We start from the raw sequence: 15,165 nt of genomic DNA on the forward strand, positions 1-15,165 counted from the left end.
ACATACTAGAGGGTGTTTTATTTTATTTCAGCTGAACCTTAGGGAATATCAAAATCCGGCAACCTCCGGATTCACTTCAATAGCTCTTACAATTAGGCGATGTGTTGGATTGACGAGTGGATCACAGGTAATCAAGGTAAGGACCTGTCCAAGCCCGGGATCCTCCAGTACAGATAAGTCAGTTGGCTCCACAACGGAGATCTGATCTACCTTATATTGAATAATCGTTCGATCTGCCAGGGTGACTTCCATTGAATCACCAATCTGGAGTTCTCCCAGACGATTGAATAGTCGTCCTTTTTTGTGGGCGCGATGAGCGGCTATGGCAGCATTACCTTTGTTCCCGATACTAGTGGTTTCAACAAGATGGGTTGCAGCTACCTTCATGTTAGCCTCCGTTGCACCCTCCAGGATCGGTAAACGGACATCAATCTTGTCAATCGATAGCACCCCCAACGTATCCGATGAGACCTCTTGCACTGTACCTGTATTGTCAGTAGTCGGCTCGGCAGAAACTGCATCCTGTATGCCTTGTTCGAAGGAGTGATTAAGCTTAGACAAGCCGTTTTGCAATTGCTCCAGATCGTTCATGACACGGGTTTGCTGCCAGTCATAATACGTTTCCCGCAGGAAAGGAAAGCTGATGATCAGGATGCCCAATAGAACGAGCAGAATAGAGAATTTTTTCATTATACATCAACTCCCGTTGTCCAAGAAAAATAGTATACCTTTCTCTATTCTACTTACCGACCTATACAAAATATGGACAGGGACGAAAGGACGTACAGGAATTGATCAGGGAAAGAGTAGACCCAAAACAAAACCTCCCCGTTTCACTACAGTAGGAAAACTGCAACGCCAAGGGGAGTTTTTTTTAATATGAAGTTAAATCGTATCAGCTGTATAAGCTGAACTAACCATTTACATGAGAACGTAGAGGACAGAAATAACGTGAAGAAGCGAAGCGTTCGCCTTTATCACCAGATTTTCACCTTTGTAAAAGTGAATCAAAAAATCTGGGGATAACAGCGATCGGAAGGTTATTCTGTCATCGAAGTGGCAAGTGTAAATATTGCTTCGTTAGTGCTTACCAGTTGGTGAATCGGTAGGTGTGAAATCACATTCCTGCAGCGGCACCACTTTGGTCTTTTTGATCCATTTGTAACCGAGCCACAACACCAGGAACAGGGGTACGCTCAGGTAGGCAACGATGGCTCCACTCCAGTCGATCTGATCACCCGTGAATGCCTGGTAGTTCTGTCCAATGATCACGATAATACACAGGACAAAAGCAAAGATCGGCCCAAACGGGAACCAACGTGCACGGTAAGGCAGATCGCTCAGATCCCTGCCTTGTGCAACGTATGCACGACGGAAGCGATAATGACTGATAGCGATACCCAGCCAAGTGATAAAACCACACATCCCGGATGCATTCAACAACCAGGTGTACACAATCCCATCACCGAACAGGGAGGCAAGGAATGCCAACATACCAACGGCTGTTGTAAGCAAAAGTGCATTCATTGGAATACCCTTTTTGTTCAACTTGCCCAAGAAACGAGGGGCTTTACCGTCACGGGCAAGGGCATAGAGAACCCGGCTTGAAGCATACATGCCTGAGTTACCGGCAGAGAGTACAGAAGTCAGAATAACGGCATTCATCACGGAAGCCGCAATGGCGAGGCCAGCTTTCTCAAACACCAGTGTGAACGGGCTGACACCGATATTCTCCAGGTCACCTTTGAGCAGATTCGGATGAGTATACGGGATGATCAGACTGATCACGGTAATCGCTAAAATGTAAAAAATTAGAATGCGCCAAAATACCTGACGAATTGCACGAGGGACATTCTCGCGCGGGTTTTCACTTTCACCGGCGGCTACCCCGATAAGCTCGGTACCTTGGAATGAGAATCCAGCAGCCATGAACACACCTAACACAGCGAAGAATCCGCCATGGATGGGCGCATCACCGATGGTGAAGTTACTGAAACCAACGGCTTCTCCGCCCATAATACCAAAGATCATGAGCACACCAACAGCCAGGAAGATGATAACAGTAGCGACTTTGATAATGGCGAACCAGTACTCGGACTCTCCATAGCCTTTAACAGACAACACGTTCAAGGAAAAGATCAGCACGAGGAACAATAAGCTCCATAACATGGATGAACTGTCGGGGAACCAGTATTTAATGAGTACAGTAGCGGCAGCAAGCTCTGCTGCAATGGTTACCGCCCAGTTGTACCAAAAGTTCCAGCCCATGGCGAACCCGAGAGCAGGATCGACAAAACGTGCGGCATACGTATTAAATGAACCGGAGTCCGGCATAAAGGTAGCAAGCTCACCAAGGCTGGTCATGAGGAAATAAACCATGATGCCAACGGCCACATAGGCAATTAATGCTCCACCAGGGCCTGCCGTTGAGATGGCGGTACCACTTGCGAGAAACAGCCCTGTACCAATTGAGCCACCGAGGGCGATCATCGTCATATGGCGTGCGCGTAATCCTTTTTTCAGGGAAGGTCCAGTTGTTGTTGGGTTACTGCGGTCTTGCATGGAAACACTCCTTCATTCGGTATACTGATGTTTGCGATACTTGAATTCATAAAAACAAAAAGACCACAGGCATTAGCCTGCGGTCTTTAATATTTCAATGTCCGCACCATGTCCCAGATGATTAAGATAGCTCAACACAGAAGAATTCATACCTTTATATTAAGGAAATGTACTTCCGTGACAGTTCTGCGCCTTTCGACAGCAGCCCCAGCTCACTTGGACCGTATAAGGAACGTCCAGCGAGCTTCGGCGGGTACACCTTTCGGCTGATCTCATAAGCGGCTCCTTAGCGCCTCCATCAGCGTACTGATCGCACCCGCGACCTCTACCTCACCATCAATGGATGAGGTGTATCTATTGTCTATGAAATTATGAACAACACAACTTAACACCGTGTGTCCTGTTTAGTAAACAGACAATCAGTATAACGCGCATGGTTTTCCAGTGCAATAACAATTGTTGGATGTGAGGTCTGAGAGACGACTATTCCTCTTTTTTGTTACGGCCAGCCATCTGCTGCCATACCGTTCCAGCAGCCTGTTCGCCCGATTCGATCCGCTCCAGAGCCATCTTGGCCTGCAGGCTGACTTCAAATTCAGGATCATCGGCTGCAACGCGCAACGCTTGCTCTGCTTCTTCAGTTCCGACCTCATAGAGAAAACGAGCTGCACGCCAGCGTACAAGTTTACTTTTATCGGATAACGTAGCTGTCATGGCTGGAGTGGCGGCAGGATCACCGATATCCGACAAGGTATCCCCGGCAGTCCGGCGTACCGCAGGAGAACTGTCCTGAAGTGCTTCATACAGCAGTTCCATCGCTTCCGGTGTACGAATGTCACCCAGGTATACGACAGCCAAGCGACGTATCTGCATTTTGTTGTCATGCAAGGCATGGGCTACGAGAGGCAGTCTTTCTGCCGTAGGCTCCATGCTGTCAAATGCCGCATAGCGAACATTCCAGTCTTCGTTTCGCAGAGCCTCTTCAAGTTCGGCTCCATCCAATTCACGGCGGCGCTCGACGAACTCTTCGGATTTGGTACCATGTTCAATGGCCTGTTTAATGACCTGCTCCAGCCGTTCCGGCGGGTAAGCGGCTTCCAATTCCTGCTCGACTTCACGTGCAATATCAGGCAATTCACCATATCGAACACCGTAATCACTCAGTTTACGTTCTTTGATCATTGTTGCACTGGCGACTTCTGTTACGGCTTTGACAAAGCGGTCTGACAACGAAATTCGTTCTTCCTTGACCCCGGCCTTGACCCTAATTTGCATCGGTACACCTCGGAAGAATTGTACAAATACCTGTGCTTCTCCGAAGTGCTCGCCTGAACCATCTTCGGATTCAATCCAGTCCAGATCGATGCCGTGCTGTCCAAGGCGATTTTGGACTTCGCCCAAAATAACGGACCAGTCGGCATTCCCTTTACGATCAAGTGCGACAAAGTCTGTTGTGTGGAACACACTCTTTACACCGGGAATATGAAGCATCTGGCGAATGAACGCCGGAGCAGATCGTTCGTTGTCCAGTGTATATGTTTTGCGAATTCCGTCCTCCAGACGTTCATCGAGATGTAACATCATCGTATTTGGACTCGGTGTTGGTTCAATGGAAACAATATTCATCAATGTAACCTCCTATAGTACCAGATTCATCTTTAACTTCCCGTAAATTAAATCACACGGGTATTTCTCTATTTTACATCAATGTGTGGAATCTGCGAAATCATCCAGAAGTGAAGTGGACGTGTCTAACACTTAATGTGAAGAAGTACGAAATTTGTTAACACTTCTTTCATGTTCACGCACAAACATTTTTAAACGAAAATTGGCACAATAAAGATAAGAATCAACTGGAGGTATACCTATGGAACCCATTACCGTGCTCTCGGATGGAAAACGTCGTATTGCATATGAGAATATTATTCAATTGTTCAGGAACTGGATTGAGGACTCAACATCTGGTTCTGCGATAGAAACACATCGGGGAAGTTGGGAAAATGCCCGTTATTGTATTGTTGATTATCAGGTTGCCGAAGAAGCGGTGTCAGCAGCAAATGCCATTCGGGCTTTTATGCCACAACTTCCGTTACTGGTCATTACGGATTTCCAATCCCTTATTCGGAAGTGTCACCTGCAAGAAATTACAGGTACAGGTGAGATGAAGATGATTCTCTGGAACGAGCAAGACCCGAATCAACTAATCAAGGATATGGAAAATTGGTTGCATTCGTCGTCTGTCCATAAATCAGAAATAGCCATACCACCCATCTTATCCATGAGATAAAAGAGGGATATGGCCAAAAGTGTTTAACTGTTTAATCGTTACGATCGTATTAGATCACATATTTATAGCCTGTTCCCCAAACCGTCTTAATATAACGTGGGTTCTTGGGGTCAGGCTCAATTTTTTTACGCAGACTTGAGATATGAACATCAATAGTACGATCCAGATAGGCGCGTTCGGAGCCTTTGATCCGATCCATCAATTCATTGCGGGTGAACACTTTGCCCGGATTTCGGTACAATTCCTTCATAATCTCAAACTCAATATGAGTGACCTCGATTTCAACGCCATCCACAAACAGAGTTCTCCTGTATTCATTCACATTCACATGTCCAGTAACCTCTGCCTGCTTATCTTCTTTTACCGGTTTATCCTTATAGGAAATGATTGATCTTCGCAGGAGTGCTTTAATCCGGGCATCCAACTCTTTCAAACTAAATGGTTTGCACAGAAAGTCATCCGCACCATTATGCAATGCGCGAAGTCGATCATTCAGCATGGTGCTTGCCGAGATCATCAGAATGGGCACAGTGGAGTGCTGGCGAAAGGCTTCTACGAGATCATTTCCATCCATTTCAGGAAGCATGAGATCCGTTACAACAATATCCGGCTGGAATTGTGGAAACAGTTGAAGTGCCTCGCGGGCATGATGAACCCGTTCAGTGATGTATCCTTCCTCCTCAAGAAAGAAAGCAATCATGTCGGCCAGATTTTTCTCATCTTCTATAAGAAGTACTTTGATAGTCATAGGGTCACACTCCTGGTGAAAATAATATGTTAAGAAAATGCTAAAAAAACAAGGTGAATTGCGAATAAATGCCGCAAATTTTTTAATGTTTCTATCCCAAAATATAGGATGTATATGTAGAGAAGAAATAAGCTTTTTGAGTGAACTTCAATATTCTAGCATGAATGTAGTTTGGTTGCCGATCAATCAGAATTTCCCAAAGCTACACCAAGTACTAATTACAGTATAATGGATCAGAACGAGTTAAGGGGAAAAAAGTAATATTGTATCCGCTTAAGTTTATAGGGGGAACCAACGTTGTTGTTGAAAACAGAAGAAAAAATGATCCATGAGGGCAATTGCTTATGGATCGTATAAAGGCAAGACAAATGCTGGATTGGGTCGTGTTGAAGCTGAGAATACCCTGGATTGGGACCAGCATTCTGATCATTCTGGGTTCACTAAGCACTATTTTTCCGTTTACTTTATTCTATGGTGTACAGTTTATGATTGGTAGCGCGGCAGCACTCATTGCTCTTCGTTTGTATGGGGCCATCTATGGATTTGTCACCCTTACAGTTATCCATCTCCTGAATACCGTCTTTGTCGGCTTTGTGCCGCACAATTTAACTGTCATGCTTGCCCACTTCATGGAATTAATCTGGATGCTCGTTTGGCAGATCCGCTGGAAGAATGGCAGCTTAATCAAGGCTAATGCTGTCTTTTGGGTAGTCATGTTACTTCCTGTTATCTATGCCGGGCATTTTATGTTGGGTTTAAATATAGATGATTTGAAGTATGAGTATATGTATATTGCTGTGATTGGTATGGTGAATGCGCTGATTGCGGGAATTGTAGTTGATTTTTGGATCACCACGGGTGAACACAAATCAAAACGCATGGGAACCATTCCACTAACAAGAATTGCGTTTAAATACGTAGTCGCCTTTGTGGTATTTGTTTCTCTCGTACTGTTATCCGCAGATAGCCGCAGACAATTGGGGCAAATGAATGATGCCATATTACGTGATATGAAATATGCAGCAACTGCGGTTGTTCAGGATCTTGATGAAGAGTACGTTACCTCTGAGAATATGGATCAGAATATGGCGCGTTATCATCATCTACTGGGTGTGAATGTGATTCTGCTGAATCGCAATGATACAGTCGTCGCTTCTGGTTTGAATACACTACAGGTGGGCGAGTATCTGGACATGGACAGATTCCGTCTTCTGAAGTCGAGGGATAACCTCATTCTGTTAAGTTCCGCAAATATCCATTACAGCGATGTATTGAATCATTGGAAACAAGCCTCTTTTATCTATGAAGCAGAAATGACAAGGTTAACACCTTATCGGGTATTCATTGTGACTGACTCGTCCGAGTATTACCCCCGAATCGAATCCATTTATCTGACCACGCTGCAATCCCTGTTCATCATCATCGTGGCTTCCATGATCGTAGCGGCTCCTCTCAGCAGTAAGGTTGTTAGCCCGCTGTTAAGACTGACCCGAATGACAGGCTCTCTTCCGAGACTGCTGTTTCGAAATGGGAAGATGGAGTGGCCAACCAGCCATGTAACCGAAGTACAGATCCTGATTGGTAATTTGCGCAAAATGGCCGATGTGCTGCTGGAACAATTCGAACAGATTCGTCACGACAAGTTAACGCTGGAGGACAGGGTTATCGAGCGTACCAAGGAACTCAAGAATAGTGAAGAGGTCAAACGTGCCATTATTGAATCCTCTATTGATGCGATTATCGCTGTGGACTCCAATGGGCTGATCGTTGAGTTTAATCCGGAGGCTGAAAGAATGTTTGGATTGCGTCGGGAAGAAGTGATCCTGCACAAGGAAGCGCCATCTCTTTTTCAAGGGGCCAGCTGCAAGGAGATCAAGAATTTGCTGGAGCGATTTGAATATGTTGAAGGTAAAAGATACACCATCGTTGAAGAAATTTCAGGTATCCGACGGGATGGTTCCGTATTTCCGATTGAGTACAAAATTGTTGAGATCCAGTTGGGCAAAAATGAGACATTATATAACCTGTTTATTAAGGATATTACGGAGCGGACCAGAGCAGAAGAAGATCGTGTACGTCATGCCCTTGCGCTGGAGAAGCTGAACTCGGAGTTGTTCAATGAGAAGATTGCCATTCAGGAACAGCGAGATATCAGTGAGCAATTTATTGAATCTGTACGAGAAGGGCTCGTGATGTCTGATCGATCAGGGACCATAACTATCGTCAACCGAAGGATAGAAGAGATGTTTGGTTTGGGTGATTTTATGGGCAGATCCATTGAAGATTTGGCGCAGGCGATTGATACGATGGTATTAACGGACAACTTCAATCTGATGGAACAGACGAGAGCATTCCTGAATGGAGAAACGGCGTTTATCGAGACCGAATTTATATTCAATAATGTGGATAAAAGTGTTTTTTCCTTGTACATGAAGCAGATGGATGTCCCGGGTAAAAACCATGGGTTTCTGCTGGTGTTCCGTGACCGGACAGGAGAAGAACGGCTGGATCGGATGAAAAATGAGCTGATCAGTGTGGTATCTCATGAACTTCGAACGCCTGTAGCCACCATTATGGGATATGTGGAATTAATGATGATGTATGACCTTCCGGCAGCTCAACAGCGGGAATTCATGCAGACCATCTCTTCGGAGGGCAAGCGGCTGAGCAGTTTGCTTGATGATGTACTTGATATTCAGCGACTGGACAACGAAGGCATGACTTACCATATGACGTATGTACCGCTGGTGGAGTTGGTAGAAGGGGTTGCCGAACAGTGGAATATGAAGTCTGCCCAACGTATCTACGTGCATACGTTTAATGGAGACTTTTTTGCTTATGCTGACCAGAACAGGATGGTTCAGGTTCTGCATAATCTGGTGGGCAATGCAGTCAAGTATTCTCCGGGAGCCGATCGTATTGATATTACGTTATGGGAAGAAGAGGAATGGTTATGTCTTGATGTGCGTGATTACGGAATAGGTATTGCGGAGCAAGAGAAGGACATGCTGTTCAACAAATTCTATCGGGTCGATAATTCGGATCATCGGCAAATTGGTGGAACAGGAATTGGGTTGTACATTTCCCGTAAAATTGTAGAGGATCACAAGGGTACGCTGACTTTTATATCTGCACCGGACAAAGGAAGTACGTTCAAGGTCCGACTGCCCAAGCAGGACGTATTGGTGTGAATTTAAGATTGGATGAAGAAATGTATTTCACTTTTTTTATGAACCAAGTTTATGTACGAGACCTACGAATAGAGCCTTTGCCCTTCAGCGCGTGAGCGTGATAAGGGGAAAGGCTTTTTTTGTTTTTCAATTTCCCCGGATAAAAAAACAACTTCTTTTGCAAACTGTCTATAGAGCCATAATTTGCATCCCATGCAAAAGGAGGACGGCAGGTATATGTTCCGTAAACAAGAGAAAACACTCATTATCGTCTGTCTGGTTGCAGCTGTGGTTGTGCTGTATGCCGTTGTGAAGAGCATCATCCGAATCATGAGTTATTGAGATACACGTTCAAGCAGAGTAACTGCTGTCGTACATAACGATTATGTGAAAGAGGAGTGTAACCATGTCATCCCTGGACCCTGTTTTGCTCAGCCGGATACTAACCGGCCTTACCCTGTTTGTACACATTATTTTTGCCTCTATCGGTGTAGGTGTTCCACTTATGATTGCCTTGGCCGAGTGGCGAGGACTCCGAACCAATGATATGCATTACACCTTGCTGGCACGCCGGTGGGCACGAGGTTTTGTCATCACCGTTGCCGTGGGCGTTGTTACAGGCACCTCGATCGGATTACAGCTCAGTCTGCTGTGGCCGATGTTTATGCGGGTAGCGGGGCAGGCAATCGCCCTGCCGCTGTTCATGGAGACGTTTGCCTTTTTTATAGAGGCGATCTTTCTTGGAATTTACCTCTATACGTGGGATCGTTTCAAAAAGAAATATACGCATATGCTGCTGTTGATTCCGGTAGCTCTCGGCTCATCTGCATCTGCGATTTTTATTACAACGGTGAACTCCTTCATGAACCAGCCTCAGGGATTTACCCTGATTAATGGCATCATGAAAGACATTCATCCGATTGCTGCCATGTTGAATCCGGCAACGCCAACCAAAGTGTCCCATGTACTCGCCTCATCCTACACCTTGAGTGCAGGTATCCTGGCGGGGATAGCCGCCTTCAGTTTGCTTCGGGGACGGGATCATGTGTATTACAAAAAAGCACTGAAACTCACGACGGTATCTGCGCTCGTATTTGCCATTAGTACCGTCATGATCGGCGATTCCTCCGGTAAATTCCTGGCGAAATATCAGCCGGAGAAGCTGGCTGCCGCAGAATGGCATTTCAAGACGATGAAAGAGGCACCGCTCGTTTATGGGGGGATTTTGGATGAGAACAATGAAGTGAAATACGCGATTGAGATTCCTTATGCACTTAGCATTTTGGCGGGGAATCGTCCCGATACGGAAGTGAAAGGTCTCGAAGAATTTCCGGCGGATCTGAGGCCACCACTGTCCATTCATTATATGTTCGACCTGAAGGTCACAACGGGAGTAATCATCCTGATGATTCCTGTGTTATATGTATTGCGACGCTGGTTGCCAGGGCGTAAGCCATACCCCAAATGGCTGTTGCTTGGCATTGTCTTGCTGGGGCCTCTGGCCATGATTGCGATCGAGTTGGGGTGGATGTTCGCTGAAGTTGGCAGGCAACCTTGGATCTTACGCGGATATATGAAGGTGGCGGAAGCGGCCACGACGTCAACTTCGGTAGGATGGATGTTAGTGTTGTTCATATTGCTGTATCTGATCCTGTGTTTCTCGTGCATTCGGGTACTCAGCAAGCTGTTCCGTAACAAGGAAGCAGAGAAGGAACTAGAGTCTCTGGGGCTTGAAGGAGGGATCGTGCATTGAGTTTCGAAATTGCAGGCATCGCAATATTGTGGACGTTTTTGTTCGGTTACCTGATCGTTGCTTCGATTGATTTTGGCGCCGGGTTCTTCAGCTTTTATAGCATTTTGACCGGGCATGAGAACAAAATTCATAACATCATTCAGCGCTACCTGTCTCCCGTGTGGGAAGTGACGAATGTGTTTTTGATCTTTTTTGTGGTCGGACTGGTCGGGTTTTATCCGGACAGCGCCTTTTATTACGGGACGGCCTTGCTGGTGCCGGGTTCCCTGGCCATTGTACTGCTTGCGATCCGGGGCGTGTATTACGCCTACAATACCTATGGCAATCATGGGCAGAACAGCCGGATCTATATGGCATTGTACGGGGCGACGGGATTGCTGATTCCAGCCGTGTTCTCCACCATTTTGGCAATATCCGAAGGTGGGATCATTGAAGAGGTGGGCGATCAGGTGTTTTTTCGCTGGCGTGAATTTTTGACGAATCCCTATACCTGGTCGGTTGTTTTGCTTGCACTGGTTAGTGTGCTCTACATCTCGGCGATGTTTCTTTCCTATTATGCAAAACGGGCGGGGGATGAGCCGGCATATGAGGTGCTTCGAGAGTACGCGCTGCTTTGGAGTTTGCCTACCATTTTTGCGAGCTTTCTGGCTTTTCTGCAGATTAACAAACAGAATCCCGAACACTTTGAGCAGATGGTAAATATTTCGTGGATGTTCATCGCTTCGTTTATTTGTTTTGTCATTGCTGTGTCGCTGGTGTGGAAAAGTAAATATCTGGGTTGGTGTTTTGTTGCTGTCATGCTTCAGTTTGCCTTTGCCTGGTATGGTTACGGGCGATCCCACCTTCCGTACATTCTGTATCCTTACATCAATATTTACGACGGCTTTACGAATCGCACGATGGGGATTGCGCTCATTACAGCGTTTAGTCTGGGGCTACTCGTGCTCATTCCTTCGCTTGTGCTGATTATGAAGCTGTTCCTGTTTGATGCCAATTATGTGCGCGGTAATTCTGGTAAAAAGAAAGGATGAGTCTGTTCATGCACCCAAACATGTTCTTACTCATGACTCCCTTGCTGGATCCACTATCTACTGAGGGAGTCACGGGGATACCCGGTATAACCGGATTGAGCTTTTTTGAGACATTCACCATTATGTACGCCCCTCCACTGATCATTGCGGCTGCTATTGTCTTTCTGTTTATATATCTGGCCGTATATAAGAACCCAAAGGATTGATTGGTTGGTACGTCCATTCCCGTTTGGGGTAATCTGTTGTTAAGAAATGAGGAAGGGAGGAGGGCCCTTTCATGCCGAAAATCCGTTATAACAATATCGATAATGTAAGTACGGACAAAACGCTGAAGGAATTCAAACAATGGAGGGAGCAACGGCGGAGCAAAGTGAAGGACTACACCTACACCGTGCCCAAACACCCGCCTGAACTGGATTATCTGCATGCCAACCGGGATGACACAAGTATTACCTGGATTGGACACTCCACGTTTTTCATTCAATATTATGGATTGAACATCGTGACTGACCCGGTGTGGGCCGAAAAAATGGGATTTCAACGAAGGCTCGGTGCCCCCGGCATTCCGATTCAGGATATTCCACCGTTGGATGTGATTCTGATATCCCATTCCCACTATGATCATCTGCATCTGGCTTCCTTGCGTAAGCTGATTACAGCCAAGACGTTGCTCATCGTACCCGATGGTCTCAAGCGCAAGATGATTCGCAAAGGATTCCATCGATGCCAGGAGATGAAATGGTGGGATCATATGACACTTGGCGGAGTCAAAATAACTTTTGTTCCTGCACAGCACTGGACGCGCCGAACGTTGTTTGACACCAATACGTCCCATTGGGGCGGTTATGTATTGGAATCGAATCAACCAGCAACGACTTCAGCAGCGGAAAGCGCTGCAACAACGAACAATCAGGATGAATCATCCACGGAATCAGGGAAGAACGAAACATCCAAAACATCAGGCGGTCCGCCTGTGTTGTATTTTGTGGGTGATACAGGTTACTTCCAGGGTTTCAAAACGATTGGAGAACGCTTTGACATTGGTGTTACCCTGATGCCCATCGGTGCCTACGATCCGGAATGGTTCATGAATTCTCAGCATGTGACACCCGAAGAAGCGCTGCAGGGGTTCGTTGAATCCGGTTCACAGCTCATGGTGCCAATGCATTACGGCACATTCAAGCTGGCGGATGATACGCCCAAGGAAGCACTGGATCGGCTGGAAGCCGAACGTGAACGGCTAGGCATTGGTAAAGAGCGGATTCGGGTGCTTGGTCATGGCGAGACACTCCGCATTCACCACGAGGAAGGTAAACGGGGCTAACAAAAGCGAGCCAAATATGTTAATGTAGGGGTATGCCTGCATGAACAGTACATTTACCAAATCTTTAATAAGTAAAAAGCGGCCAATTTTCGAATTTGCCGCTTTTTTGTGTTATAATATGGTGCCAGAATAGGCATCGGGATATTGAATCCATGATTTACGCAACTTGCTATTCATGCAGTATGCAGATTAACCAATAAAGGATGGTATGCTTAATGATCAGTACAAGCGGCATCACGCTCCGCTACGGAAAACGTGCACTTTTTGAAGATGTAAATATCAAATTCACACCAGGAAACTGTTACGGCCTCATCGGCGCCAACGGAGCCGGCAAATCAACGTTCTTGAAAATTTTGTCTGGTGAGATTGAAGCCAACTCGGGAGAGGTGCACATCACCCCGGGCGAACGTATGGCCGTTTTGAAGCAAAACCACTTTGAATATGATGAGTATCCGGTTCTCGAAACGGTAATTATGGGTCATAGTCGTCTGTATTCCATCATGAAAGAGAAGGATGCTTTGTATGCGAAGGCAGACTTCACAGAAGAAGACGGTTTGCGTGCAGGTGAGCTTGAAGGGGAATTCGCTGAGCAAAACGGCTGGGATGCTGAACCAGATGCAGCGGCGCTCCTGATCGGTCTTGGCATTGTTCGTGACATGCATGACAAAAAAATGATAGAGCTGAGCGGAAACGAAAAAGTCCGTGTATTGCTGGCACAAGCGTTGTTTGGCCGTCCAAACAACCTGTTGCTCGATGAGCCTACCAACCACTTGGATCTCGAATCCATTCAATGGCTGGAGAACTTCCTGATGGATTATGAAGGTACCGTTATTGTGGTATCCCATGACCGTCACTTCCTGAACAAGGTATGTACGCATATCGCAGATATTGACTTCGGTAAAATCCAGATGTACGTAGGTAACTATGACTTCTGGTATGAGTCCAGCCAATTGGCACTTGCTCTGCAGCGGGATGCCAACAAGAAAAAAGAAGAGAAGATTAAAGAGCTGCAAGCCTTTATTCAACGTTTCTCTGCGAACGCTTCGAAGTCCAAACAGGCGACTTCCCGGAAGAAAACACTCGACAAAATCACATTGGATGACCTTCGTCCATCCAACCGTAAATACCCGTTTATCAACTTCAAGCCTGAACGTGAAGCAGGTAAACAATTGCTGACGGTAGATCGTATTGACAAATCCATCGATGGTGTGAAAATGTTGAATGATGTGAGCTTTGTGGTGAACAAAGGTGACAAAATTGCATTTGTTGGCCCGAACGGAAATGCCAAATCACTGTTATTTGATATTCTCATGGGTGAAACCGAAGCAGATAGCGGCGAATATACTTGGGGTATAACGACGACTCAGGCTTATTTCCCGAAAGACAACTCCCAATATTTTGACGGTGTAGACATGACTCTCGTGGATTGGCTCCGTCAGTATTCGAAAGATCAGGATGAAACGTATCTGCGTGGATTCTTGGGCCGTATGCTGTTCTCCGGTGAGGAGTCCCAGAAGAAGGCTAGCGTACTCTCCGGGGGGGAGAAGGTTCGTTGTATGCTGGCGAAAATGATGCAGACAGGTGCAAACGCACTGATTCTGGATGAGCCAACGAACCACTTGGATCTTGAATCCATCACAGCACTGAATAACGGTATGATTGACTTTGACGGCACAATGCTGTTTACATCCCATGACCATCAGTTCATCCAAACGATTGCTAACCGGATTATCGAAATTACGCCAACAGGCATCATCGATCGCCAAATGAGCTATGACGAATATCTGGAAAGTGATGAAATCAAAGAACTGCGCAATAAAATGTATCCGGTAGAAGCTTAATCTAAGCATCATCTGCGGCACATGATTATAGGAACACCAAAGAACCGCAAGCCTCTGTGAAGAGGGCTTGCGGTTCTTTTTGTAATTCAATGGTTTCTCGGCGGCTTTAAGACCTAAGATCCACCAGTACGGCGACGTTGGTTGTTAGGCTTTTTGTTGTTTTGACTCTTCATCGCTTTAGGTCCGCCTTCAAAGTAGGCGCTGGATTGGTTACCAGAATTTGCTTGTTCTTTCTTTTGCGCCAGTTTTTGGCGTATAGCATCCTGCAAACTGACCTTTTTCGGTTCGTTATTTTCGCTCATCGTTATTTCCCTCCCGGTCTTACAGTGAGCCGTCCAGATTGGACGGGATGTACCTATTTTATACGTTTTACAAAAGCCCTACAAGGGCAACCTGATAAAATGCTCAAAACCTTTGGTTTTACCCAGGCCAACATTTTTTCTCAATAA

At 46.0% G+C, this 15,165-nt stretch carries 11 protein-coding genes and 1 riboswitch; of the genes, 6 read left to right on the plus strand and 5 right to left on the minus strand.

Features of this window, described 5'->3' with window-relative positions:
* Positions 1-48: 48 nt before the first annotated feature.
* The 3 genes from MHB71_RS29720 to MHB71_RS29730 form a co-directional block, all read right to left on the minus strand.
* Positions 49-690 (minus strand): class D sortase, encoded by a 642-nt coding sequence (locus MHB71_RS29720; RefSeq protein ID WP_340028356.1) that lies wholly within the window; start codon positions 688-690, stop codon positions 49-51.
* A gap of 390 nt (positions 691-1,080) precedes the next feature.
* Complete coding sequence (locus tag MHB71_RS29725) at positions 1,081-2,562, minus strand: amino acid permease (RefSeq protein ID WP_036668017.1); 1,482 nt, start codon at positions 2,560-2,562, stop codon at positions 1,081-1,083.
* 119 nt (positions 2,563-2,681) lie between these two features.
* Positions 2,682-2,898, minus strand: a riboswitch (Lysine riboswitch).
* 147 nt (positions 2,899-3,045) lie between these two features.
* Positions 3,046-4,188, minus strand: coding sequence for a virulence factor (locus tag MHB71_RS29730; RefSeq protein WP_127546582.1), 1,143 nt, complete (start codon positions 4,186-4,188; stop codon positions 3,046-3,048).
* A gap of 241 nt (positions 4,189-4,429) precedes the next feature.
* On the opposite strand from MHB71_RS29730, the gene MHB71_RS29735 reads away from it, so the two are divergent.
* On the plus strand, positions 4,430-4,849 hold the full coding sequence (locus tag MHB71_RS29735; protein ID WP_340028357.1) for a hypothetical protein: 420 nt from the start codon (positions 4,430-4,432) through the stop codon (positions 4,847-4,849).
* A gap of 49 nt (positions 4,850-4,898) precedes the next feature.
* Here MHB71_RS29735 and MHB71_RS29740 read toward each other — a convergent pair whose 3' ends face one another.
* Positions 4,899-5,597 (minus strand): response regulator transcription factor, encoded by a 699-nt coding sequence (locus tag MHB71_RS29740; RefSeq protein ID WP_036668013.1) that lies wholly within the window; start codon positions 5,595-5,597, stop codon positions 4,899-4,901.
* Between the two features lie 344 nt (positions 5,598-5,941).
* Here MHB71_RS29740 and MHB71_RS29745 point away from each other — a divergent pair, with 344 nt between their 5' ends.
* The 5 genes from MHB71_RS29745 (at position 5,942) to MHB71_RS29765 (ending at position 14,716) form a co-directional block, all read left to right on the plus strand.
* Positions 5,942-8,788: an ATP-binding protein gene (locus tag MHB71_RS29745; RefSeq protein WP_340028358.1), complete on the plus strand. Its 2,847-nt coding sequence runs from the start codon at positions 5,942-5,944 to the stop codon at positions 8,786-8,788.
* A 385-nt stretch (positions 8,789-9,173) separates the two neighbouring features.
* On the plus strand, positions 9,174-10,520 hold the full coding sequence (locus tag MHB71_RS29750) for a cytochrome ubiquinol oxidase subunit I (protein WP_036606964.1): 1,347 nt from the start codon (positions 9,174-9,176) through the stop codon (positions 10,518-10,520).
* Complete coding sequence (locus tag MHB71_RS29755; RefSeq protein ID WP_036668011.1) at positions 10,517-11,551, plus strand: cytochrome d ubiquinol oxidase subunit II; 1,035 nt, start codon at positions 10,517-10,519, stop codon at positions 11,549-11,551. The genes MHB71_RS29750 and MHB71_RS29755 overlap by 4 nt, the downstream gene beginning before the upstream one ends.
* A gap of 277 nt (positions 11,552-11,828) precedes the next feature.
* Entirely contained in the window at positions 11,829-12,875 is a 1,047-nt protein-coding gene (locus MHB71_RS29760; RefSeq protein WP_340028359.1) for an MBL fold metallo-hydrolase, read from the plus strand.
* Positions 12,876-13,090: 215 nt separating this feature from the next.
* Entirely contained in the window at positions 13,091-14,716 is a 1,626-nt protein-coding gene (locus MHB71_RS29765) for an ATP-binding cassette domain-containing protein (RefSeq protein ID WP_036606972.1), read from the plus strand.
* A gap of 113 nt (positions 14,717-14,829) precedes the next feature.
* On the opposite strand, the gene MHB71_RS29770 is transcribed toward MHB71_RS29765, so the two are convergent.
* Positions 14,830-15,018, minus strand: a complete 189-nt coding sequence (locus MHB71_RS29770; protein ID WP_017692261.1) for a hypothetical protein — start codon at positions 15,016-15,018, stop codon at positions 14,830-14,832.
* Positions 15,019-15,165 lie beyond the last annotated feature (147 nt).

Source organism: Paenibacillus sp. FSL H7-0940 (assembly GCF_037979415.1).
Taxonomy (GTDB): Bacteria; Bacillota; Bacilli; order Paenibacillales; family Paenibacillaceae; genus Paenibacillus; species Paenibacillus amylolyticus.